General features: G+C 61.7%; 19 protein-coding genes. 11 read left to right on the forward strand and 8 right to left on the reverse strand.

What is annotated here, in order from left to right:
• Positions 1–196: 196 nt before the first annotated feature.
• On the forward strand, positions 197–940 hold the full coding sequence (locus tag PQQ52_RS16555; RefSeq protein ID WP_408213202.1) for a FadR/GntR family transcriptional regulator: 744 nt from the start codon (positions 197–199) through the stop codon (positions 938–940).
• A 120-nt stretch (positions 941–1,060) separates the two neighbouring features.
• Here the strand turns inward: PQQ52_RS16555 and PQQ52_RS16560 are convergent, their stop codons facing one another.
• Positions 1,061–2,644, reverse strand: a complete 1,584-nt coding sequence (locus PQQ52_RS16560; RefSeq protein WP_408213205.1) for an aldehyde dehydrogenase (NADP(+)) — start codon at positions 2,642–2,644, stop codon at positions 1,061–1,063.
• A gap of 223 nt (positions 2,645–2,867) precedes the next feature.
• On the opposite strand from PQQ52_RS16560, the gene garL reads away from it, so the two are divergent.
• The 3 genes from garL to PQQ52_RS16575 all read left to right on the forward strand — a co-directional run bounded on the left by garL (position 2,868) and on the right by PQQ52_RS16575 (position 7,063).
• A complete protein-coding gene (garL, locus tag PQQ52_RS16565; protein WP_408213208.1) occupies positions 2,868–3,653 on the forward strand; it encodes a 2-dehydro-3-deoxyglucarate aldolase in 786 nt (261 codons plus the stop codon).
• Between the two features lie 26 nt (positions 3,654–3,679).
• Positions 3,680–4,594: a 2-hydroxy-3-oxopropionate reductase gene (locus tag PQQ52_RS16570; RefSeq protein ID WP_408213210.1), complete on the forward strand. Its 915-nt coding sequence runs from the start codon at positions 3,680–3,682 to the stop codon at positions 4,592–4,594.
• 273 nt (positions 4,595–4,867) lie between these two features.
• Positions 4,868–7,063 (forward strand): glycoside hydrolase family 28 protein, encoded by a 2,196-nt coding sequence (locus tag PQQ52_RS16575; protein WP_408213213.1) that lies wholly within the window; start codon positions 4,868–4,870, stop codon positions 7,061–7,063.
• A gap of 147 nt (positions 7,064–7,210) precedes the next feature.
• Here PQQ52_RS16575 and PQQ52_RS16580 read toward each other — a convergent pair whose 3' ends face one another.
• Positions 7,211–8,503 (reverse strand): MFS transporter, encoded by a 1,293-nt coding sequence (locus PQQ52_RS16580; protein ID WP_408213216.1) that lies wholly within the window; start codon positions 8,501–8,503, stop codon positions 7,211–7,213.
• Between the two features lie 29 nt (positions 8,504–8,532).
• Positions 8,533–9,345, reverse strand: coding sequence for an NAD-dependent epimerase/dehydratase family protein (locus PQQ52_RS16585; protein ID WP_408213218.1), 813 nt, complete (start codon positions 9,343–9,345; stop codon positions 8,533–8,535).
• Between the two features lie 418 nt (positions 9,346–9,763).
• Between PQQ52_RS16585 and PQQ52_RS16590 the strand changes: the two genes are divergently transcribed.
• Complete coding sequence (locus PQQ52_RS16590; protein WP_408213221.1) at positions 9,764–10,303, forward strand: DUF2867 domain-containing protein; 540 nt, start codon at positions 9,764–9,766, stop codon at positions 10,301–10,303.
• A gap of 88 nt (positions 10,304–10,391) precedes the next feature.
• Here PQQ52_RS16590 and PQQ52_RS16595 read toward each other — a convergent pair whose 3' ends face one another.
• The gene (locus PQQ52_RS16595; protein ID WP_408213224.1) at positions 10,392–11,213 is read right to left on the reverse strand and encodes an alpha/beta fold hydrolase; all 822 of its coding nucleotides are present in this window, start codon (positions 11,211–11,213) and stop codon (positions 10,392–10,394) included.
• A gap of 631 nt (positions 11,214–11,844) precedes the next feature.
• Between PQQ52_RS16595 and PQQ52_RS16600 the strand changes: the two genes are divergently transcribed.
• Together PQQ52_RS16600 and PQQ52_RS16605 are read left to right on the forward strand one after the other, a co-directional pair.
• Positions 11,845–12,252, forward strand: coding sequence for a type II toxin-antitoxin system RelE/ParE family toxin (locus tag PQQ52_RS16600; RefSeq protein ID WP_408213225.1), 408 nt, complete (start codon positions 11,845–11,847; stop codon positions 12,250–12,252).
• Positions 12,239–12,526 (forward strand): helix-turn-helix domain-containing protein, encoded by a 288-nt coding sequence (locus PQQ52_RS16605; RefSeq protein ID WP_063498788.1) that lies wholly within the window; start codon positions 12,239–12,241, stop codon positions 12,524–12,526. The genes PQQ52_RS16600 and PQQ52_RS16605 overlap by 14 nt, the downstream gene beginning before the upstream one ends.
• Before the next feature lie 127 nt (positions 12,527–12,653).
• Here the strand turns inward: PQQ52_RS16605 and PQQ52_RS16610 are convergent, their stop codons facing one another.
• From PQQ52_RS16610 to PQQ52_RS16625, 4 genes are all read right to left on the reverse strand, one after another.
• On the reverse strand, positions 12,654–13,406 hold the full coding sequence (locus tag PQQ52_RS16610) for an IclR family transcriptional regulator (protein WP_408213228.1): 753 nt from the start codon (positions 13,404–13,406) through the stop codon (positions 12,654–12,656).
• A gap of 18 nt (positions 13,407–13,424) precedes the next feature.
• Entirely contained in the window at positions 13,425–14,591 is a 1,167-nt protein-coding gene (locus PQQ52_RS16615) for an acyl-CoA dehydrogenase family protein (RefSeq protein WP_408213230.1), read from the reverse strand.
• 72 nt (positions 14,592–14,663) lie between these two features.
• The gene (locus PQQ52_RS16620) at positions 14,664–15,965 is read right to left on the reverse strand and encodes a CitMHS family transporter (protein WP_408213233.1); all 1,302 of its coding nucleotides are present in this window, start codon (positions 15,963–15,965) and stop codon (positions 14,664–14,666) included.
• 156 nt (positions 15,966–16,121) lie between these two features.
• The gene (locus tag PQQ52_RS16625; RefSeq protein ID WP_408213235.1) at positions 16,122–17,267 is read right to left on the reverse strand and encodes a CaiB/BaiF CoA transferase family protein; all 1,146 of its coding nucleotides are present in this window, start codon (positions 17,265–17,267) and stop codon (positions 16,122–16,124) included.
• Between the two features lie 420 nt (positions 17,268–17,687).
• Between PQQ52_RS16625 and PQQ52_RS16630 the strand changes: the two genes are divergently transcribed.
• The 4 genes from PQQ52_RS16630 (at position 17,688) to PQQ52_RS16645 (ending at position 21,418) form a co-directional block, all read left to right on the forward strand.
• Positions 17,688–19,100, forward strand: a complete 1,413-nt coding sequence (locus PQQ52_RS16630; protein ID WP_408213237.1) for a cytochrome ubiquinol oxidase subunit I — start codon at positions 17,688–17,690, stop codon at positions 19,098–19,100.
• A 35-nt stretch (positions 19,101–19,135) separates the two neighbouring features.
• A complete protein-coding gene (gene cydB, locus PQQ52_RS16635) occupies positions 19,136–20,140 on the forward strand; it encodes a cytochrome d ubiquinol oxidase subunit II (protein WP_408213240.1) in 1,005 nt (334 codons plus the stop codon).
• A complete protein-coding gene (locus PQQ52_RS16640; protein ID WP_408213243.1) occupies positions 20,115–20,306 on the forward strand; it encodes a hypothetical protein in 192 nt (63 codons plus the stop codon). Before cydB ends, PQQ52_RS16640 begins: the two co-directional genes overlap by 26 nt.
• A gap of 353 nt (positions 20,307–20,659) precedes the next feature.
• Complete coding sequence (locus PQQ52_RS16645) at positions 20,660–21,418, forward strand: response regulator transcription factor (RefSeq protein ID WP_408213245.1); 759 nt, start codon at positions 20,660–20,662, stop codon at positions 21,416–21,418.
• Positions 21,419–21,428: the final 10 nt, after the last annotated feature.

The following is a 21,428-nucleotide window of genomic DNA, read 5'->3' on the forward strand; positions in this document are numbered from 1 at the left end:
GCAAGCGGTTATCGTACTTCCTGGGGCGCCTGCAAAATCACCGCGAGCAGTCCGCCAGGCGCCTTAAACCGGGAGTCGACACCCAGTCTGACGTCGATGCCGAAAATGATCCGGCGTTTATATAATCAGTCGTCAGACGACGGTATAATGGATCGCAGGAAGTTTCTGCAACTATCTGATTCAAGGGGCGTTTTCGATGGCTACACCACTGGCATCCGCGGTACCGCCACGACGCGCGCGCAATCTTGCCGAGTTTGTCGTCGGCTACGTCACCGAGCAAATTGCGTCTAACGCCTTGAAACCCGGTGACAAACTGCCGACCGAATCGCAATTGATGGTCACGCTGAGCGTGAGCCGCACCGTTATTCGCGAAGCGATTTCACGCTTGCAGGCGGGCAAGGTCATCGAGACGCGCCACGGCATCGGCAGCTTCGTGCTGGAACCGCAACGCGAAAAGCTGGGCATCGACATGGTGCCCGCCACCACCTTGCGCGACGTGCTGTCGATCCTGGAACTGCGCATCAGCCTCGAGACCGAGTGCGCGGGTCTGGCGGCTCAACGGGCCAAGCCGGACGATCTCGCGCGCATGCGCACCGCGCTCGATGCGATCGAAGCCACTCGCCACAACGGGCTGGATAGCGTCGACGCCGACCTGCAGTTCCATATCTCCGTGGCGCGTGCAACCGGCAACCGGTATTTCGTCGACATTCTCACGCAAATGGGCAGCGCGCTGATTCCGCGCAACCGGCTCGATTCGGCGGGGATCGCGCGTGCCGAGCCCGACGCGTATCTGTCGCTCGTCAATCTGGAACACGAAAGCATTCTCGAGGCGATCACGCGGCACGATGCCGAAGGCGCGCGTGCGGCAATGCGCATGCATCTGTCCAATAGCCGCGAGCGGCTCAGGCGCGCGAACGAAGCCGCGGAAGCTAACAACTGATTCGTCACGCTGAGCAACTGCTGATTCGTCACGTTGGGTTGGACGCAAAAAAATGGCCGGGATATCCCGGCCATTTTTTTATCTCATGCGGCGCCCGCTTGCGCGCCGCTCACGCATCGCCTAGCTGCGCGTGATCTCGCCATCACGACGGCGCCAAAGGTCCAGCGGATTGCCGTCGGCCAGCGACTCGGGCAGCAGATCAGCCGGGAAATCCTGATAGCACACCGGACGTAGGAAGCGCTCGATCGAGGTCGTGCCCACTGATGTTGCCCGGCTATCGGAGGTGGCCGGGAACGGGCCGCCGTGCACCATCGCGTGTGAAACCTCGACGCCCGTCGGGAAACCGTTGATCAGAATCCGCCCGGCCTTGCGCTCAAGAATCGGCGCCAGCTTCTTCGCCGCCGGCAGATCGGCGCTGTCCATCTGCACCGTGGCCGTCAGCTGACCGGTAAAGTGCTCGGCCACCGCGAGCATTTCCTGCTCGTCCTTGCACCGCACGATGGTCGACGCAGGTCCGAAAACCTCGTCCTCCAATGCTGGCGTAGACAGGAAGGTGAGCGCATCGGTCACGAACAAGGCTGCGCGAGCCTGCGTCGGGCCCGTTGCGTCAACGCCTTGCGCAACCGTTTCGACACCTCTCGTCGCCGCCAGTTTGCCCTCGCCGTCTTCATAGGCCGCGTGGATGCCGGCTGTCAGCATGGTCTGGGCCGGCTTGCCGCCCAGTGCTTCGGATGCCGTTGCAACGAAACCTTTGAGTGCCTCGCTGTCGACGGCAATCGCGAGCCCCGGGTTGGTACAGAACTGCCCAGCACCGAGCACCAAGGAATCGACGAAGCCGCGCGCGATGGTCTCACCGCGTTGCGACAGCGCATTCGACAGGAGGAACACCGGGTTGATGCTGCTCATTTCCGCGTAGACCGGAATCGGCTCGGCCCGCGCGGCCGCGACGCGCATCAGCGACGTGCCGCCTGCGCGCGAACCCGTGAAACCCACCGCCTTGATCGCCGGATGCGCGACCAGCGCTTCACCGACGGAATTGCCGGCGCCGACGACCATCGAGAACACGCCTTCAGGCAAATCCATCTCCTGCGCGACCTGTTGAATCACGCGGCCGACCATCTCCGAGGTGCCCAGGTGAGCGCGATGCGCCTTCACCACGACCGGGCAGCCCGCCGCGAGCGCCGCTGCGGTATCGCCACCCGCCACCGAAAACGCGAGCGGGAAATTGCTGGCGCCGAACACGGCGACCGGACCCAATGGAATCTTTTGCATGCGCAGATCAGAGCGCGGCAAAGGCTTGCGCTCAGGCAACGGCGAATCGAGCGTCGCGGCAAGCCATTGGCCGGCGCGTACGACCTGGGCGAACAGCTTGAGCTGGCCCGTCGTGCGGCCGCGCTCGCCTTCGAGACGCGCCTTCGGCAGGCCCGACTCTTCGTGCGCGCGCTGGATCAGCGCGTCACCGAGCGCGGTGATGCCGTCTGCGATACGCTCGAGAAACTCGGCGCGCACCGTGAGCGGCAGATGCCGGTACGGGTCGAACGCCTTTTGCGCGAGCTCGCAGGCAAGCTCGACATTCGCAATCGAGCCGCTGCCGAACACCGGCTCAGCGATATCGGCGCCCGTGGCGGGATTGAACGCTCGCAAAGGTTTTTCCTCGCCGCGTACTGCTTTGCGACCAATCAGCATTTCGCCGGTAATAGACATTTCGCTTTCCTTGGATGGACATCTCAGATATAGGTCATCCTACAACATAGATGATCCTAAGCGCAACCCGAAACCCTTGCCCCACGAGGAATTCGGGTTTACGTGGCAGTTACAGACGGACGCCTCGATGCTAATCTGCACTAAGACATACGACGACCTATAACATTTGGTTCAGCAAACGTCAGAGCTTGCCCGGTAAATTGCAGTTCGAGGAGACATCCCCATGACAGCCGCCACACCCTACCAGCCCTTACCCAATAGCTTTCGCCGCGCCGTCTGCGGCGGCGAAACCCTGATCGGCTGCTGGGCTTCGCTTGCCAGTCCGATTGTCACTGAACTGCTCGGCATCGTCGGTTTCGACTGGATGCTGCTGGATGCCGAACACGCACCGAACGACGTTCTGACACTGATTCCCCAGTTGATGGCGCTCAAGGATAGTTCGAGCGCGCCTGTAGTACGGCCGCCGGCCAACGACAGCGTGTTCATCAAACGGCTGCTCGACAGCGGCTTCTCGAATTTTCTGGTGCCGTTCATCGAGAGCGCCGAAGACGCAGCCCATGCCGTCGCCGCGACGCGCTACCCACCGCAGGGCATCCGCGGTGTGTCGGTGAGCCACCGGGGCAATCGCTATGCTACGGTAGCCGATTACTTCGACATCGCCAACGACAACGTCTGCGTCATCGTTCAGATCGAAAGCCGCAAGGCCGTCGACAACATTGACGAGATTCTTGCCGTAGACGGTGTCGACGCCGTGTTCGTCGGACCGTCCGATCTCGCGGCCGCCTACGGCCACATCGGCAACCCGAACCATCCCGACGTGCAACAGGCGATTGCGCACGTTTTCGAGCGCGCACAGGCCGCCGGCAAGCCGAGCGGCATCCTCGCCCCCGTGCAGGCCGACGCGGAGCGCTATATCTCGATGGGCTGCCGCGTCGTCGCGGTTTGTGCTGATATGGGGCTGCTGAAAGCCGCCGCACAGACGGTTCGAAAACACTTCATGCAGAAATAAGCGGACTCGAAGTAGAGACGGCCGCTATGACATCTCCGGAGAATTCCATGCAAAAAGCAGGCTTTATTGGACTCGGCATCATGGGCAAACCCATGGCCGCCAATCTTCTTAAGAACGGTGTCCCCCTTGCCGCGTTTACGCGCAGCGGCGTACCCGACGATCTCATCCAGGCCGGTGCAGTGGCGTGTGACAGCCCGGCCGCCGTGGCCGCGCATGCCGACGTGATCTTCGTCATGGTGCCGGACACGCCGGACGTCGAACGCGTGCTGTTTGGCGAACACGGTCTCGCCGAAGCCTTGCGTTCGGGACAAACCGTAGTCGACATGAGTTCGATTTCGCCGATGGCCACGCGCGAGTTCGCGGCTCGCGTGCGTGAACGCGGCGCGGACTATCTCGATGCACCGGTTTCCGGCGGCGAGGTCGGCGCCAAGGCCGGTTCGCTGACCATCATGGTGGGCGGCGAAACAGCGACCTTCGACAGCGTCAAGCCGCTCTTCGACATGATGGGCAAGAACGTTACGCTGATCGGTGCTGTCGGCGCGGGTCAGGTGTGCAAGGTCGCCAATCAGGTGATCGTCGCCGCGACGATCGAAGCCGTCGGCGAAGCGTTGCTGCTCGCCTCCAAGGCCGGCGTCGATCCTGCGCGCGTGCGCGAAGCGCTGATGGGCGGCTTTGCGTCCTCGCGCATTCTCGAAGTGCACGGCGAACGGATGACGAAGCGCACCTTCGATCCGGGCTTTCGCATCGAGCTTCACCAGAAGGATCTGAATCTCGCGCTCTCGACGGCCCAGGCACTGGGCGTGTCGTTGCCGAATACGGCCACCTGTCTGCAGCTCTTCAACGCCTGCGTGGCGCATGGCGGCAAGGCATGGGATCACTCCGCCATGGTGCGAGCACTCGAAATACTCGCCAATCACGAAATCGGCCAGCAGGCCAGCTAAACCCACAGACCCTGCTTCAGACGCCGTTCCACCTGCTCTATTACCGATAGAGAAGTTGGAGCGGCGCATTTGCACGTTCGCGGTCTGAGCGAGCCAGCCTCAACAACGGCCCTACGTTCTTCTCGATTGCTTTATTACAAACATTAAGGATAACTTATGACTAGAGATAACGCGCCGATATCCGCTTCCCCTTCGGTCGACAGATTTCAAGAACCACGTGCCATCAAGCACTGACGATCACTCACAACGCCCGCAAAGGGCAAGGAGACATCCGTGGCAACCCAGGATAAAAATAACGGCAGGCAAGCAGCATCGAGAGTTTCCGGCCGGAACGGACCAAACTCACCCAAACGCAGAGCGTTTATCGTGCTCGCAGGAACCTCCGCGGGCGCCACCCTGCTCGGGACCTTGCCCGGATGCGGCGGGAGCAGCGGCTCTTTAGGCTCCACGACACCAGCGTCGACCCCACCAACCGTGGCTGCGGACCCGATCTGGGGGCCGACCGGCCAGGCAACGGCAATCATCAACAAGCTCGCCGGGATCACCACTTCGACGTTTCCCGCTATTGATTTTCAGGTGACGAGCTACGGCGCACGGACGCTGCCGGCGTCCGCCTTGATCCAGGCGAGCGCCTGGCCCGGTGGCACGATTTCGTGGGTGACGGGCTCGCAGGCCGCGGCGTCACCGCAAAGCCCCGGCTCGAATGTGATGGTGCCGTGGGATATGACGGACACGGCATATGATTCGTGCTCCGCGTTCAATGCCGCGATTCAGGGCGCGCACGCCACGGGGGGTGGCCGCGTGGTGGTGCCTGCGGGCAATTGGTATTGCGGTGGCCCGATCGTACTCCTGAGCAATGTGAATTTCCATTTGAGCTCCGGTTGCACGATCTATTTCAGCCCGAACCCGGCTGACTACGCGAAGAATGGTCCGTACCCGACGGCCAACGGCAATCTGTACTGGTCGCGCTGGCAGGCAAACGACTGCCTGAACTTCGGCGCACCGATCTATGCGTACCAGCAGAACAACATCGCGCTGACCGCCGACGACAACACCTGCGTTCTGAACGGTCAGGCAATGACGCCCATGCAGTTGAGCACCCAGCCGCCGACGTCGTGCTGGTGGACGTTCAAGGGCTCGAGTGGCGAGTACGGGTACGTGAAACCCGCTTCGGGAGGCGCACCGGTTTCGCAAGCTGACGCCAACACGGGCGCCACCGCTTATTCGGCCAATGGCGCCTCCTACCCGGGTAGCACCGCCTTGACGAGTCTGCCCGCGGCCCAGATCACGAATCCGCAGGCCAACGTGTCGTTCAAGAATCAGGACGGCACGACAACGACGCTGATGACGCTCCTCACGGCTTCGGGCTGGAATCAGGATCAGAACTATCTGCCCGCGCTATCGGAACTCGGTGTGCCGGTCCTGCAGCGCGTCTTCGGCATGGGTCACTTTCTGCGTCCGTGCATGGTCGAATTCATCGGCTGCACCAACGTGCTGCTGCAGAACTACCACACGCAGAACACGCCGTTCTGGCAGCATCACCCGACCGATTGCACGAACGTGGTGATCGACGGCGTGTTTGCGGACAGCATCGGCCCGAACAACGACGGCTTCGATCCGGATGCGTGTAATTACGTGCTGGTGCAGAACGTTCAGTTCAATACCGGCGACGACTGCATCGCGATCAAGTCCGGCAAGTGCCTCGACACGCAGTACGGTCCAATGCAGAACATCGTGGTCCAGAACTGCACGATGCAAAGCGGGCACGGCGGCCTCACGATCGGCAGCGAAATGAGCGCGGGCGTGGAAAACGTCTACGCGCGCAATCTGACCATGGAGAACGCGAACTGGGCGACCAATCCGCTGAACATCGCGCTTCGCTTCAAGACCAACATGAACCGGGGCGGGTTCATCAACAACGTGTGGATCAATGGCGTGACGCTGCCCAATGGCGTGAACCTGACCGGCAAATATGGCGGCGGCGCGCTGGGCTCAAGCGTTCCGGGTTCGGTCCCGGGGACGGGCACCGTCGGTCTCGCGGCTAACCCGTCTACGGGCCAAGGCGGCCTGATCACGTTCGACTGCGATTACAGCCCCTCGGGCGATGCCGTGCGCTGGAATCCGGCGACGATCAACAACGTCAACATCACGAACGTAAACGCGACCAACACGTCGGGCGCGGTGAGCTACACGCTGACTTCGGGCTTTACCGCGACGTCGGGTTCGTGCTTCCAGGCGATTGTCGCGCAAGGGCCGGTGGCAGCGGACTACAACGGTCCGCTGCCTGTCCCTACGGTGCAGCCGATTACCGGTGTGACGATCTCGAACTGCAACCTGGGAACGCCGATCTGCACGGGACCGGCAACGACGACCACGCCGGGACCGGTCTTCGTGAACAACGTAAAATCCATCACGCTCAGCAACGTGGTGATCGGTGGCGTCACGTATAACAGCTCGCTGGTGGGCTGACGGACAAGCGGTCTCCGGCGTGCGCGTTGCCGGAGACCTCACGTGATGCCGTCTCAGCGTTAAGCAGGCGGCAAAAAAATGGCGGCGTCCGGAGACGCCGCCATTTTCATTTTCCCGGCGCGATTCGCGGGGGAACCCAAGCGTTACTTACTTGGCCACAGCACTCGCCGCCACCCAGCGCGGCTCAGGTGTCCTGTCGCTGCTTCGGGCCAGCAGGCACACCACAGCAGCCGCGATGATGTCGAACACCGCGAGCACCACAAACAATGGGCTGTAGCCGATCTGCGTGACCAGCACGCCGAACAACGCCGTGAACGCCGCCGCGCCCAGGTAGCCCGCCATGCCGCCCATGCCCGTGGCAGTGGCGACTTCGTTTTTACCGAACATGTCGGAGGTGATCGCGTACAGCGCACCCGACAGCGTCTGGTGGGCAAAGCCGCCGACGCACAGCAGCGCAACGGCCGCGTAAGGACTCGCCACCAACCCGACGCAGGCCGGTCCGATCATGCAGAGCGCGCCAACGACGAAGACCAACTTTCGCGACGTGAACAGCGAGACCTTCGCATACTTGTGAAACAGCGGACTGAGGTAGCCGCCGAGCACACAGCCGATATCCGCGGCCAGAAAAGGCATCCACGCATACAGCGCGACTTCCTTCAGGTTCATGTGCCGCTCGGTCATCATGTACAGCGGGATCCACGCGTTGAAAGTCTGCCAGGCCGGCTCGGAAAGAATCCGCGGAATGCCGATTGCCCAGAAATCCCGGCTGCCGAGCATGGCCGCCCAATTGCGTTTGACCGCGCCCGCTTCGCTGTGCTTCGCCTCCTGCCCGCTGAGGATGTAATCGCGCTCGGTGTCGCTCAACAGCTTCTGTTTCTGCGGGTGCTTGTAAAGCAGAATCCACAGCGCACTCCAGACAATCCCCGCCACGCCAACGATCAGGAAAGCCCACTGCCATTGACCATGCAACAGCGCCCAGACGACCAGCGGCGGCGCGAGCAGCGCACCGACGGACGAGCCGATATTGAACCAGCCGATCGCAACGGAACGCTCTTTGGCCGGAAACCACTCGCTCGTCGCCTTGACGCCGGCCGGGATACCAGCCGCTTCGGCGATACCGAGCACACCGCGGAAGAACGCCAGGCTGCGCCAGCCCGTCGACCATGCGGCTGCGGCACAGGCCAGCGACCAGGCAAGCGCGAACACCGCGAAGCCGATCTTGGTGCCCACGGTATCGAGCACGTAACCCGCGACCGGTTGCATGAACGCATAGCAAAGTTGCCACGCCACCACCACGTGCGAATACTGCTCGGTGGTGATATTGAGGTCCTTCATCAGCGTCGGCGCCGCCACCGACAACGTATTGCGCGCGAGGTAATTGATGATGAGCCCGGCTGCGACCAGACTGACCATCCACCAGCGGATGCCCTTGATTTTCATGACTACGTCTCCTCGTATTCTTTAACCAGTCAGCGCGGCCGACTCGCGGTGTCGTCGCGCGAGTAATCGATGCCGACGAAACTGCCGCCCTGGTAACGCTGACCCAATGCATCGAGCGGGTTCGGCTGCGCCAGTATTTCCTCGGCGTAGGCTTCGGCGTCCTGAGTCGGTTGATAACCGAGGCGCTCGGCGCCGCTGTTGTCCCACCAGCTACGTGTGTTGGCTGACACGCCCCACACGGTGATGAACCCCATGTCCTCTGCCTCAACACAGCGGTCGAGAAAATGCAGCAGGTCGCGATGACCGAACCAGGTGCTCAGGTGTCGCTGCTCGGTCGGCCGCTCAAGGCAACTGCCGATGCGCACGCAAATACTCTCGATGCCGTGCTTGTCCCAATACATTCTTGCCAGCGCTTCGCCCCATACCTTGCTCAGGCCGTAGAAGCCGTCCGGGCGCAGTGCGCAGTCGAGGTTGAGATGGTCGGTGACCGGATACATGCCGATCGCATGGTTCGAGCTGGCGAACACCACGCGCCGAACGCCTTGCCGGCGCGCGCCTTCGTATACCTCGACCAGCGCGCGCAGGTTGTTGTCGATGATTTCGGGCAGTGGACGCTCCACGCTCGTGCCGGCGAAGTGAATCAGCACGTCGACGCCCTCCAGCAGGCGATCCACGACGGCGGGATCGCGCAAGTCTCCGTGCATCACGTCCTCGCCTTCCACCAGCGGCACGAGGGGCTTCGAACCCGCCGCCGAACGCAAGGGGATGCCGCGGCCGACCAACGCTGTCCGCACTACCGAGCCGAGCTGGCCCCCGGCCCCACTCAGGGCAATCTTCTTCATAAGGATCCTTTGCAGCGCCGCGCGCGATTAGAGCCGGAGGACGGCAAGCAGTCGAGCCGTGACGGCAACAGGCTGGAACCAGCCGTTAGTTGTACGATAACGTACTATCTTCGATTCCAAGGTGGATTTCAACCAGGCATTTACCCGTACACGCGCGACCCGTTTGGCGATTTATCTTTTGCAAACAAACACATACACCATCATTCATTTATGTGACGTCGTATAACTTGAAGCGTAGTTTGATGCCCGGTCATACGTCATCCAGCGCATGCCGCCGGTTGGTTCGATGAACACCGACGCTCAAGCGCGCGTTGTCAGGCACGCGTAGACTTGACGCGCATGTGCGCGCTCGAACTGCGGCGCCCCGCAGCGAAGTCGCCCTTTCCACCTCGGTCTCTTTTCGGCGCAACACCTTCCCATGCCAGATGCCAACCGTTCCGTGCTTTCCGTTGCCGTGCCGGCCGAATCCGGCGTGGCCCGCATATACGATGCCCCGGACCTCGCGGACGCGTACGCCGTCCGCTTGCCGGACAACGCAATCGACGACCCGGAATTGCTCGCGCGCTTTATGTTCGCCCATCAGGCGGGATGGATAGCGAAACTGCTGGGGCTGCGTGATGCGTTAGTCGCCCGCCTCGGGCTCAAGACGTCGAAGCAGTTGCGCATGGCGAATCCACCCGGCTCAAGGGATCGGGTCGACATCTTCCGAATCTACACGCGCAGCGCACGCGAGATCATTCTCGGCGAGAACGACAGCCATCTCGACTTCCGGCTTTCGGTCCTGCAGCAAACGCGCGATACGCACGAGGGCAGCGCGCGTTATCTGATCCTGTCCACGGTCGTGCACTGTCACAACAGGCTTGGGCGTTTTTATATCCTCGCCATCGCTCCGTTCCACCGGTTGGTGGTTCGCTCGACGTTGCGCCGAGCGGCGCGCATCGGCTGGCCAACTGCCTGAGCGGCGGCCGTCGTACGCGGGTACGGGTGCGGGTGCGGCCGGCGCGGGATAATCGCCCCTCGCCAGCCGCGCTCGCTACGTCAGCGTATTACGAGCCGATAAATTCCAGCAGATCGGCATTCACCTTATCCGCCTCGACGGTGCACATACCGTGCTGCCCGCCCAGGTAGACCTTGAGCGTGGCGTTCTTCACGATCTTCGCCGTCTTGCGGCCTGCCGCGTCGATCGGCACGATCTGGTCGTCGTCGCCATGCAGCACCAGAGTCGGCACGTCGATCTTCTTCAGGTCTTCCGTGTAGTCGACTTCGGAGAACTGCTTGATGCAGTCGTACAGCCCCTTGATCGAGCCGACCATGCCTTGCGCCCAGAACGAATCGATCACGCCTTGCGACACCTTCGCGTTCGGACGGTTGTAGCCGTAAAACGGCAGTGCCAGATCCTTGAAAAACTGCGAACGATCGTCGACCACACCCTTGCGGATGCCATCGAACACATCGATCGGCGTGCCTTCGGGGTTGCCCTCCGTTTTGAGCATCAGCGGCGGCACCGCACCGATCAGCACAACCTTCGCCACGCGTTTCGTCCCGTGACGGCCAATGTAGTGCGCGACTTCGCCGCCGCCGGTCGAATGGCCGACCAGCGTAGCGTCCTGCAGATCGAGGTGCTCGATCAGTGCGGCGAGATCGTCGGCGTAGGTATCCATGTCGTTACCGTCCCACGTCTGCGCCGAACGGCCATGGCTGCGCCGGTCGTGCGCGATCACCCGAAAGCCTTTGCTGCCGAGGAACAGCATCTGCGCGTCCCAGGCATCGGCGGACAATGGCCAACCATGCGAGAAGACCACCGGGCGGCCTTTGCCCCAGTCCTTGTAGAAGATTTCCGTACCGTCTTTCGTGGTGATCGTGCTCATCTGCTGACTCCCTGAATGAAGTCTGTCGTCGCCGACAGGTGGATGAAGCGTGCTCTCTCAAACCATTCGGGCAGCACAAGCCATGCCGCCTCGCGAAAACCGCTAACAGCGAATTCAAAGCATAGGCAATTGCAACAGGGAAAGAAAACGACCGGTCGATGCACGGCGCGACGCTTGTTCAAAGCATGACACGCCCTGCAACACGCTTTTGTGACGGACTCACGGAGAACCGCGATGGTTCACGTGGTATTCGAAATGACTATCAAGAATAAAGCCGCAGATGGCGACGCGACGCTCATCCGCTTTGGGCATGCGGCCACGCCGGTTGAGTCTCCGGTTAGCTGCTTGCATGGTAGAAGCAAACCAGCCCATTGACTAGCCGACCGGCTAATAGAAAGTCGGCGCGAACGGAGTTATTGTCGGTTGATGACGAATGGACCTTGGTTCGTTACTCCCACTCAAGCAGCCAATGTCAAAGGAGACAGCCACCGTGCCGCGCCCCATATCGCGTCCCGCACGACTCAACCCAGCCGACCAGCTAGTTGCGCCAACGCCGTCGTAACCGCTCATCGCGGTCCTGCCTTCGCCCTCTTCCGATCGTTCGATTCCCTGCCGGGCAACGCCGCCGGTTTTGGCTGATTTGCAGCAACAACTGGCAACGTCGTTTGCTTGCGTGTTAATAACATATTTGTTACTATTAATTCCAATGGCATTTACGATCGGTTTCTACAACGAAAAGGTCAAAGTGAACGTTGCGTCCTTGCCGAAAACGCTGCTCGCGCGCTTCATCGCGCTGACCGATCGCATGGAGGAATACGGCCCGAATCTCGGCGAGCCTCACACTGCCTCAATGGGTGGCGGCTTGTTCGGGACGCGCCTGAAAGGCGCCGAGGGTATCGCCAGAGTGTTCTACTGCGCGATCGTGGAACAGAAAATCGTCATGCGTCACTGCTTCGTGAAGAAGTCGCAACAAACGCCGCGTAACGAATTGGACGTGGCGCGCAAAAGATTGCTGGAGATCAGAAATGGCAACTTATAAGGCAATGCGCGAACGGGCGCTCGCCGATCCGGAAGTACGTGCCGAATACGAGCGGTTGAATCGCGAAGAATTCGCGCTGCTCGATCAGATGCTCGCCGCGCGCCGCGAAGCCGGTTTGACTCAGGCGCAAGTCGCCGAGCGCATGGGCACGAAAGCGCCGGCCATCACCCGGCTTGAACGGGCGCTTGCTTCAGGGCAGCATTCGCCTTCTATCGACACGTTGCGTCGATACGCGGCCGCGTGCGGCAAGCAACTGTTTATATCGATCGCGTAGCCAGCATGCTCGTGGCCTTGAGCCTTCGCGAAGCGACCGCTCACGCGGCCGAATCTTTGCGGGACTAAGTCTTCGCGAGTGTGTCTTCACGGAGTTGCTAATCGAGAGTTAACGCCTCACGCGTCGCTTATTCCTGCGGCTCCTGTTGTTCCTGCGCCTCGATCGCCTGTTTCACGCGCATCAATTCGACCGCATGCGCCTTCTGATCTTTCTGTATGCGCTCGGTCGGTCCTACTACCGAAAGACCGTACAGGTCCCCGCCAATCGTCACAGCCACCGCGATCGCCGACAACTCCGGCGCGCTCTCGCCGAGATTGGCGCACCAGCCCCTGGCCTTCGCAGCCGCTGCTTGCTTGACGAGTGCTGGCAGATCGGCAACGGTCGCAGCCGTGAAGTGTTCGAACGACAGTTGGGCGCCGAGTGACTGCTGCGCGGCGCCATCGAGTTCACCAAAAATCGCCTTACCGATCGAATTGGCGTGCAAGGGCCGCAACTCGCCGGGCGCGCGCGCGTAGCGAATCGCCTTGGTCGATTCGACCACGTCGAGATACACCACGGCCGTGCCGTGAATCTTGCCGAGCACCGCCGTCTCACCACTTGCGTCGCGCAATTCGACGAGCCGCGGATGCACCATCTCCACAATCGGATCGACCGCGTTGATGGCGCTGGCGAGCATCTGCAAGCGGCGCGTCGGATAGTAGCCGCCGCGTTTTCTGACTTCGTACAGATAGCCCCGGCTCACCAGCGTACGTGCGAGCGCGAGACAACTCGATACGGGCACGTTCAGCAAACGCGCGAGCTCGGTGAGCGGCAGCGGCCGTTGCTCGGCGGCGAACAATTCGAACAGGTCTAACGTGCGGGCAACGAGTTTGACATCCATGGCAGTGAGGTGAAACGCTCAGTACGACTTCGGCAGGCCCAGCACTTTCTCCGCGATGAAACACATGATCATTTGCGGGCTCACGGGCGCGAGCCTCGGAATCATACACTCCCGCAGATAACGTTCAACGTGATATTCCTTCGCGTAGTCCATCCCGCCGAGTGTGGCGATCGCCGTCTGGCAAGATTGGAACGCGGCTTCCGCGGCGAGGTACTTGGCCGCGTTGGCTTCCGCGCCGCAGGGCTGGCCGGCGTCGTAGAGCGAGGCGGCTTTGAACACCATCAGGTTGGCCGCTTCGAGCTGCATCCAGGCTTGAGCGAGCGGATGTTGAATCGCCTGGTTCTGGCCGATCGGGCGGCCGAACACCACGCGCTCTTTCGCATACTGCGTTGCGCGCTTCAAGGCCACCTGACCGAGACCGACGGCTTCGGCGGCAATCAGGATGCGCTCGGGATTCAGGCCATGCAGCAGATAGCGAAAACCCGCGCCTTCGTCACCGATGCGGTCTTCGACCGGCACACGCAGATTATCGATGAACAACATGTTCGAATCGACCGCTTTGCGGCCCATCTTCTCGATCTCGCGCACTTCCACACGCTCGCGGTCGAGGTCTGTATAGAAGAGCGTGAGACCATCAGTCGGTTTGGCAGCCTGCTCGAGCGGCGTAGTACGCGCAATGATCAGCATCTTGCTCGCCACCTGCGCAGTAGAGATCCAGATCTTACGGCCGGTCAGCACGTAGTGGTCGCCGTCACGCACGGCCTGGGTTTTCATATGCGTGGTGTCAAGGCCGGCGTCTGGTTCGGTTACCGCGAAGCAGGCCTTGTCGCGGCCGTCGATCAGCGGCGGCAAAAAGCGGAGCTTCTGCTCTTCGCTACCGAACACCTGCACCGGGTTCAGCCCGAAGATGTTCATATGCACCGCGGAGGCTCCCGACAAGCCCGCGCCCGATCCACTGATCGTGCGCATCATGAGCGCGGCTTCGGTCATGCCGAGACCCGAGCCGCCGTATTCCGGCGACATAGCAATACCGAGCCAGCCGGCATCGGCCAGTGTGCGATGAAAGTCGTGCGGAAAACCCCCGTCACGGTCGCGGGAGAGCCAGTACTCGTCGTCGTACTTTTCGCACAGCTTTTCGATCGCGGCCTGGATCGATTGCTGGTCTTCGGTGAGATCGAAATTCATATCAAAGTCCTGGGTTGTTACTCGGTTCTTGCTGCGCAGTACCTGCGTTTGTCCAACAGACTCAACGCGCACTCAAAGCGGAAACACGCCGACCAGCACCGCGGTGAACACCATGATGATGGTGGCGGCAAAGAGAAAGGGAATCGTGAATTTCTGGTGCTCGGCAAGTTCGACACCCGTTAGGCCGACGATCAGAAACGTTGCGGGCGTGAGCGGACTAACCGGAAACCCGGTCGTCATCTGACCGAGCAAGGCGGCCTGCGCCATCTGCACCGGCGGCACGCCGAGAATCTTCCCGCTCTCGGCCAGTACCGGCAGGATGCCAAAGTAAAACGAATCGGGATCGAACAACAGGCTCAAAGGCATCGAGACGAGCCCGAGCACGAACGGCATATGGCGCGCATGGTCGACCGGCACGTGCTGCACTACCACTTGCGCCATCGCCGTAAGCATGCCGGTGCCGGACATGATGCCCGTGAACGCACCTGCTGCGAGCAGGACGCTCGCCATCATCAGCGCGGCTTTGGCGTGCGCGTCAATACGCTCGCGCTGCTGCTTGACGTCCGGATAGTTGATGATCAATGCGGCAACCGTGCCGAGCATAAACATCACTATCGGATCGACAATGCCCGACACCAGCGTGACCAGCACGATCAGCGTCAACGCGAGGTTGATCCAGAAGCGGCCGGGGCGGCGCAGCGCCTGCTCTTCGGGCGTCAGTTCGCGTGGCGTGATTGCCACAGAAGCAGCACTCGCGCGATCGAGGCCAAGCCGTTTTTCTTCTCGTTTGCCGAGCGCATATGCGGTGCCGAATACGAAAATCAGGCCGACGATCTGCACCGGAATCATCGGATAGAAAATCACCGTGCCGGGAATATGCAAGGCGGCCGAAGCCCGCAGCATCGGCCCCACCCAGGGCAGAAAATTGACACCCGCCGCCATCGACGCCACGCACGCGAGAATCCGCTTGTCGATGCCGAGGCGCGTGTAGAGCGGCAGCATTGCAGGCAATGTCACGAGGAACGTCACCGCGCCGGACCCGTCGAGGTGAATCAGCAGCGCGAGCAAAGCCGAGCCCATCACAATGCGCGTCGGGTGGCAGCCGACCACGCGTAACACGCCGTTGATAATTGGATCGAGCATGCCCGCATCCGTCAGGATGCCGAAGAACAGAATGGCGAACACGAACATGCCGGCTACCGGCCCGATGTTCTGCACGCCGTGCACGATGTACTTGCCCGTCGAAAGCCCGAAGCCGGCGACGAGCGCCGCCACAATCGGCACGATGATCAGCGCGACGAGCGGCGAAAGACGCTTCGTGATGATCAGCCCGAACAGCGCGACGATGGCGACCGTGCCGGTCAGTGCGAGCATGATGCGGCTCCTTGCATAACGGACGTCCATTCAACCAGCGATAAGGAACCCAAAGGCAAGCGTCGTCCTGCGCGATTAATGCACATGCTGTCTCCTTGGCGGCACGCGGCCGCTCTTTGTTCTATCGACGGGGTTTATCGAGGCAATGCGAAAACTTCAGTCGTCCGCGGGTGGTTTGCCGAAGACCTGCCCGGCGTGCTCATTGAGCGCCGGGGGTGTGCTGCGGTAACTGGCCGGCGTTCGGCTCAATTTGATCGGCGACGCAATGCCCTTATACGTGCCCATCTCCACCCGCATGCCGCGATGCGCCGTATGCGGATGTTCCAGCGCCGCACCCAACCCGAGCACCGGCGCGCACGGCACCCCGCGCCGGATCAGCGTATCGGCAAGCAGTTCGCCTTCCCATGACGCAAAGCGCTTCTCGAGTTCGGCACGCAATTCGCGGCGATGCGCGCTGCGCTCCTTATTGCTGGCAAAGCGCGGATCGTCGACGAGCGGTTGCGCATCAATCACGGCGCACAGTCCCGCGAACTGCGAGTTGTTGCCCACCGCCAGAAAAATATCGACGCTCCCCGTATGGAACATGTCGTACGGCGTGATGTTCGGATGCGCGTTGCCGGTGCGTTGCGGCTCCTGGCCCGAGTAAAACCAGTTCGGTGTATGCGGATGCAGGATCGACAGCGCGCTGTCGAACAATGTCGATTCGACGAACTGACCGCGCCCGCTCGTCTCGCGTTCGCGCAGCGCCATCAGAATGCCGAGCGCCGCGTTCAGTCCGGTAACCAGATCGACGATTGGCACGCCGATGCGCAACGGCGCGCCGCCCGCTTCGCCGTTCACGCTCATCAAGCCGGTAAGCGCCTGCACCGCCGCGTCGTAGCCCGGCAAAGCGCCGAGTGGACCATCCGCGCCGAAGCCGGAGACGCGGCAATGCACGAGGCGCGGAAAACGCGTCTGCAACGCGTCATAGCCGAGACCCCAGCGCTCCAGTGTGCCGATCTTGAAGTTTTCGACGAGCACGTCGGCTGTCTCAAGCAGTTGCAGCAGTTTGCTCCGCTCGCTTTCCTGCGTCAGATCGAGCGCGACGCCGAGCTTGTTGCGATTCACACCGACAAAATACGACGCCGTGTCGCCGTCGAACGGCGGCCCCCAGGTGCGGGTTTCGTCGCCATTCGGCGGTTCGACCTTGATGACCTCCGCGCCGTGATCGGCAAGGATCTGCGTGCAATACGGGCCGCCGAGCACACGTGACAGATCGATGATGCGAAGTCCCGCGAGCGAACCGGGCGTGAGATTGAGCAAGGCTTGTCTCCTGATTGGCCGATGGTGCGCTATGGCCGTTAATTCCTGTGTACGAATAAAACTTTATGCCCAGGAAATATTGAAGTCAAGCGGGTTGTGGGGAAACACCAGGCCGACGCATCGGCCGCCAAGACGTCGAGACCGCGTTGTTGCAGCGCGGTATATTGCCGCAGTTCCGCGCCGGCCACGAGAAACAGACGCGGACACGCAATAAGCAAAACTTGATACTTATCAATGTCTTGCCATCTCAAAATCGAAAAATCGCGCAAAACAACGTGGTTTTTTGACGCACGTCGCGTCGCAGCAAAAAGCCGCGCCTTCCCCTACTCTTGCGCCATCTGCCCAGCGCAGTGCGCACCGACATCGGTCGACGCGCGTAGTCCGCCTCCGGGCATGACGCACCTAAAGCACTTCACGCTCATGAACTCCGCAATTTCGGCATTCGATCTCGCCCGCATTCAGTTTGCGTTCACCGTCTCGTTTCACATTGTTTTTCCGGCGCTCAGCATCGGCCTCGCCAGCTTCATCGCCGTGCTCGAATGGCGCTGGCTGAAAACCGGCAAGGCGTACTACAAAGATCTTTGCCTGTTCTGGTCGAAGATCTTCGCAGTCGCCTTCGGTATGGGCGTCGTGTCCGGCGTCGTGATGAGCTATCAGTTCGGCACCAACTGGTCGGGCTTCTCGAGTTTCGCCGGCCCTATTACCGGACCATTGCTGATGTATGAGGTCATGACCGCGTTCTTCCTCGAAGCGGGCTTCCTCGGCATCATGCTGTTTGGCTGGCAACGCGTGAGTCCGCGCGCCCACTTCGGCGCGACGCTGATGGTGGCGATCGGCACGCTGATCTCGACCTTCTGGATTCTCGCGTCCAATAGCTGGATGCAAACGCCGCAAGGCTTTGACGTCGTCGACGGCCATGTCGTGCCACTCGACTGGTTCAAGATCATCTTCAATCCGTCGTTCCCGTACCGGCTCGCGCATATGGCGTTGGCGGCATTCATCGTTGCGGGGCTGGTGGTGTCGGCGGTGGGCGCATGGCATCTGCTGCGCGGACGGCGCGATCCGGCCGTCAAGAAGATGTACTCGATGGCGCTCTGGCTGCTCCTGATCCTCACGCCGATCCAGGCATTCGTTGGCGATCAGCACGGCTTGAATACGCGCAAGTATCAGCCGGCCAAGATCGCAGCGATCGAGGGTTTGTGGGAAACCGAGAAAGGCGGCACCGCGCTGAACCTGTTCGGCATTCCCGATATGAAGGCGGAGACCACGCGTTATGCCGTGTCGATTCCGCACCTCGGCAGCCTGATCCTCACGCATAGCTGGGACGGTGAGATTCGCGGGCTGAAGGAGTTCCCGCCGCAAGACCGACCGAACTCGACGGTGGTGTTCTGGAGCTTCCGCATCATGGCCGGACTAGGCGTGCTGATGATCCTGATGTCTCTGGCCGCATGGGTGCTGCGCCGCCGCGATCGGCTGTTCGAATCGAAGTGGTTCCAGCGCGTCGCCGTGGCGATGGGCCCGACCGGCTTCATCACGCTGCTGGCGGGTTGGGTCACCACGGAGGCAGGCCGTCAGCCGTGGGTGGTGTACGGCGTGATGCGCACCTCGCAGGCGGTGTCGCCGCTCACCACGCAGCAGGTTGGCATCTCGCTGATGGCGTTCGTGGTCGTCTATTTCCTCGTGTTCGGCACCGGCATCTACTACATGCTCAAACTGATGCGCGCGGGTCCAGCGCTACCGGGACAGACGTCGCACGGCGTGCCTGAACACACACCGAATCAGACCGCGCGCCGCCCACTGTCCGCCGCCGATCAGATGATCGACGCCGCCTAACCTCACCTGCCTCACCCCTGCTTGCGAGAAAGAAAATGGACGTAACCGTAGCGTGGGCCGCGATCATTGCGCTAGGCCTATTCATGTATGTGGTGCTGGACGGCTTCGATCTGGGTATCGGCATCGTCTTCCCGTTCTTTCCCGATGAGAAAGAGCGCGACCTGATGATGAACACCGTCGCGCCGGTGTGGGACGGCAACGAAACCTGGTTGGTGCTCGGCGGCGCCGCGCTATTTGCGGTGTTTCCGGTGGTCTACTCGACCGTGCTGTCCGCGCTGTATCTGCCGCTGATCTTCATGCTCGTGTGCCTGATTTTCCGCGGCGTGTCGTTCGAGATCCGCGCCAAGGCCAAGCGCACGAAACATCTGTGGGATCTGGCGTTCATCGGCGGCTCGGCGGGCGCGACGTTCTTTCAGGGCATCGTGCTGGGCGCGTTTCTGCAAGGCATCCCGGTGATCGACGGCGGCTACGCTGGCGACGCCTTCGGCTGGCTCACACCGTTCAGTCTGCTGACTGGCCTCGGTCTGGTTATCACCTACGCGCTGCTCGGCTGCTGCTGGCTGGTCGCAAAGACCGAAGGCGATCTGCAGCGCCGCCTGCATCGCGTGGTGTGGCCGCTGACGCTCGTGCTGCTCGGGTTCATCGCGATGGTCAGTCTGTGGGCGCCGCTGCAAGATCCGACTATCGCGCAACGCTGGTTCCACGACAACCTGTTCTATCGTCTGCTGCCGGTGCCCTTCCTCGTGGCGATCTGCGCGTTCTTCATGCACCGCGCAGTGCGGGCGCGGCATCACAACACGCCGTTCGTGCTGGCGCTCCTGCTCGTGCTGCTCGGTTACGCCGGGCTGCTGGTGAGCCTATGGCCGTATGCGATTCCGTCGAGCATGACGCTCTGGGAAGCCGCCGCGCCGCGCTCGAGCCAGATGTTCACGCTAGTCGGCGCAGCGGTAATTCTGCCGATCATCATCGCGTATACGACGATGGGTTATTGGGTATTTCGTGGCAAGGTGCGTCATGACGACCAACATCATTATCACTAAGGACGCGGCCACCAACGCCGCCCGCAGCGCGTCTCCAACGCCGGCGCGCAAACTGCCCGGCTGGCTGTGGTTCATCGCGCTCTGGTGTTTCGGCGTGGGCTCGGCGGTGTCGCTCGGCTTCGCGTTCAAGCTTCTGATGAATGCGACCTTGTTTGCAGTCAAATGAATGCTGCCTTGGGTGATGTCAGCGTGATTCCACCCGGTGCGCATAACCTTCGGGTTCCAGCGCGAACGGCTTCAAAATTGGCGCGTGCGGTTCGTCTACAAAGCAAGCCGGAACCTATGCGCGGGAGACCTGCCTTACACATAATGCTGGTGCGGCGAACCAGCCGGCGATCATACAAATAGACAGTCAGTTATGCGGCACGGCAAACCGGAAGGCGCGCCGCGCCACCGATCGGCATATGATCGCGGGGAGCCGGCAATGGCGCGATTCGAGAAAAGAAGTAAAACGGGGAGTAAAGCCAGAAACACAGCGGCTGTAGTCCACAACGCGCAGGCCCGACTCGCGGAGACATTATGAAGTTTCTTGTGGCCGACGACCATGAACTGATCCGGCAGGGCGTCAAAGGGATGTTGCGTGGCCTCGACCCCGACGCCCAATTCGACGAAGCCGACAGCTGGGAAACGCTTGCCGCCGCCGCGCGGCCCGATGCCGACCACGACCTCGCCATCGTCGATCTGCATATGCCTGGCATGAGCGGCGCGTCGTCGCTTGAAGTGCTGTTGAAGGCGAACCCCGCGTTGCCGGTCGTCGTGCTCTCCGCCGAAGAATCGCCCGACGAAATGCGCGCGGTGCTGGCCGCCGGCGCGCTCGGCTTCGTGCCCAAGCGGCAACCCGCCAGCGTCATGCTCAAGGCGATCGAACTCGTCTTGTCAGGCGGCGCCTATGTGCCGATGGAAGCGCTCAGCCTGCTGGGTTCGCGTGAGACGCAAACCGCACCCGCGCGCGCCGAAGCAGCCGCCGAGCTTGCCACACAGGGAGCCGCCCACGCCTCGACTCAAGGCGGCGCCTCGCTCACCGAACCGATCACGCAAATCCAGGCGCTGCAGCCGCATCAGCAACATTTGCTGGAGAACCTGTCGCCGAGACAGCAGGACATCATGCGGCTGGTTCATCGCGGCTGGACTAACAAGATGATCGCGCGTGAGCTGGGCGTCGCGGAAGGTACGGTCAAGGTGCATCTATCGGTGATCTTCCGCGCGCTTGGCGTGCACAACCGGTCCACGGCGATCGCTGTGATCAACGGCTGGCTGGAAGCGGGGAAAACGCTGTAGCCGGCAGTGG

The organism is Paraburkholderia sediminicola, assembly GCF_046030555.1.
In the GTDB taxonomy this organism is placed as follows: Bacteria; Pseudomonadota; Gammaproteobacteria; order Burkholderiales; family Burkholderiaceae; genus Paraburkholderia; species Paraburkholderia sediminicola_E.

Coding starts and splice junctions, on each gene's coding strand:
- PQQ52_RS16615 (WP_408213230.1), bottom strand. CDS start 14,591: ATGAATTTCGATCTCACCGAAGACCAGCAATCGATCCAGGCCGCGATC.
- PQQ52_RS16605 (WP_063498788.1), top strand. CDS start 12,239: ATGGCAACTTATAAGGCAATGCGCGAACGGGCGCTCGCCGATCCGGAA.
- PQQ52_RS16645 (WP_408213245.1), top strand. CDS start 20,660: ATGAAGTTTCTTGTGGCCGACGACCATGAACTGATCCGGCAGGGCGTC.
- PQQ52_RS16580 (WP_408213216.1), bottom strand. CDS start 8,503: ATGAAAATCAAGGGCATCCGCTGGTGGATGGTCAGTCTGGTCGCAGCC.
- PQQ52_RS16610 (WP_408213228.1), bottom strand. CDS start 13,406: ATGGATGTCAAACTCGTTGCCCGCACGTTAGACCTGTTCGAATTGTTC.
- PQQ52_RS16590 (WP_408213221.1), top strand. CDS start 9,764: ATGCCAGATGCCAACCGTTCCGTGCTTTCCGTTGCCGTGCCGGCCGAA.
- PQQ52_RS16555 (WP_408213202.1), top strand. CDS start 197: ATGGCTACACCACTGGCATCCGCGGTACCGCCACGACGCGCGCGCAAT.
- cydB (WP_408213240.1), top strand. CDS start 19,136: ATGGACGTAACCGTAGCGTGGGCCGCGATCATTGCGCTAGGCCTATTC.
- PQQ52_RS16570 (WP_408213210.1), top strand. CDS start 3,680: ATGACATCTCCGGAGAATTCCATGCAAAAAGCAGGCTTTATTGGACTC.
- garL (WP_408213208.1), top strand. CDS start 2,868: ATGACAGCCGCCACACCCTACCAGCCCTTACCCAATAGCTTTCGCCGC.
- PQQ52_RS16585 (WP_408213218.1), bottom strand. CDS start 9,345: ATGAAGAAGATTGCCCTGAGTGGGGCCGGGGGCCAGCTCGGCTCGGTA.
- PQQ52_RS16560 (WP_408213205.1), bottom strand. CDS start 2,644: ATGTCTATTACCGGCGAAATGCTGATTGGTCGCAAAGCAGTACGCGGC.
- PQQ52_RS16640 (WP_408213243.1), top strand. CDS start 20,115: ATGACGACCAACATCATTATCACTAAGGACGCGGCCACCAACGCCGCC.
- PQQ52_RS16620 (WP_408213233.1), bottom strand. CDS start 15,965: ATGCTCGCACTGACCGGCACGGTCGCCATCGTCGCGCTGTTCGGGCTG.
- PQQ52_RS16630 (WP_408213237.1), top strand. CDS start 17,688: ATGAACTCCGCAATTTCGGCATTCGATCTCGCCCGCATTCAGTTTGCG.
- PQQ52_RS16595 (WP_408213224.1), bottom strand. CDS start 11,213: ATGAGCACGATCACCACGAAAGACGGTACGGAAATCTTCTACAAGGAC.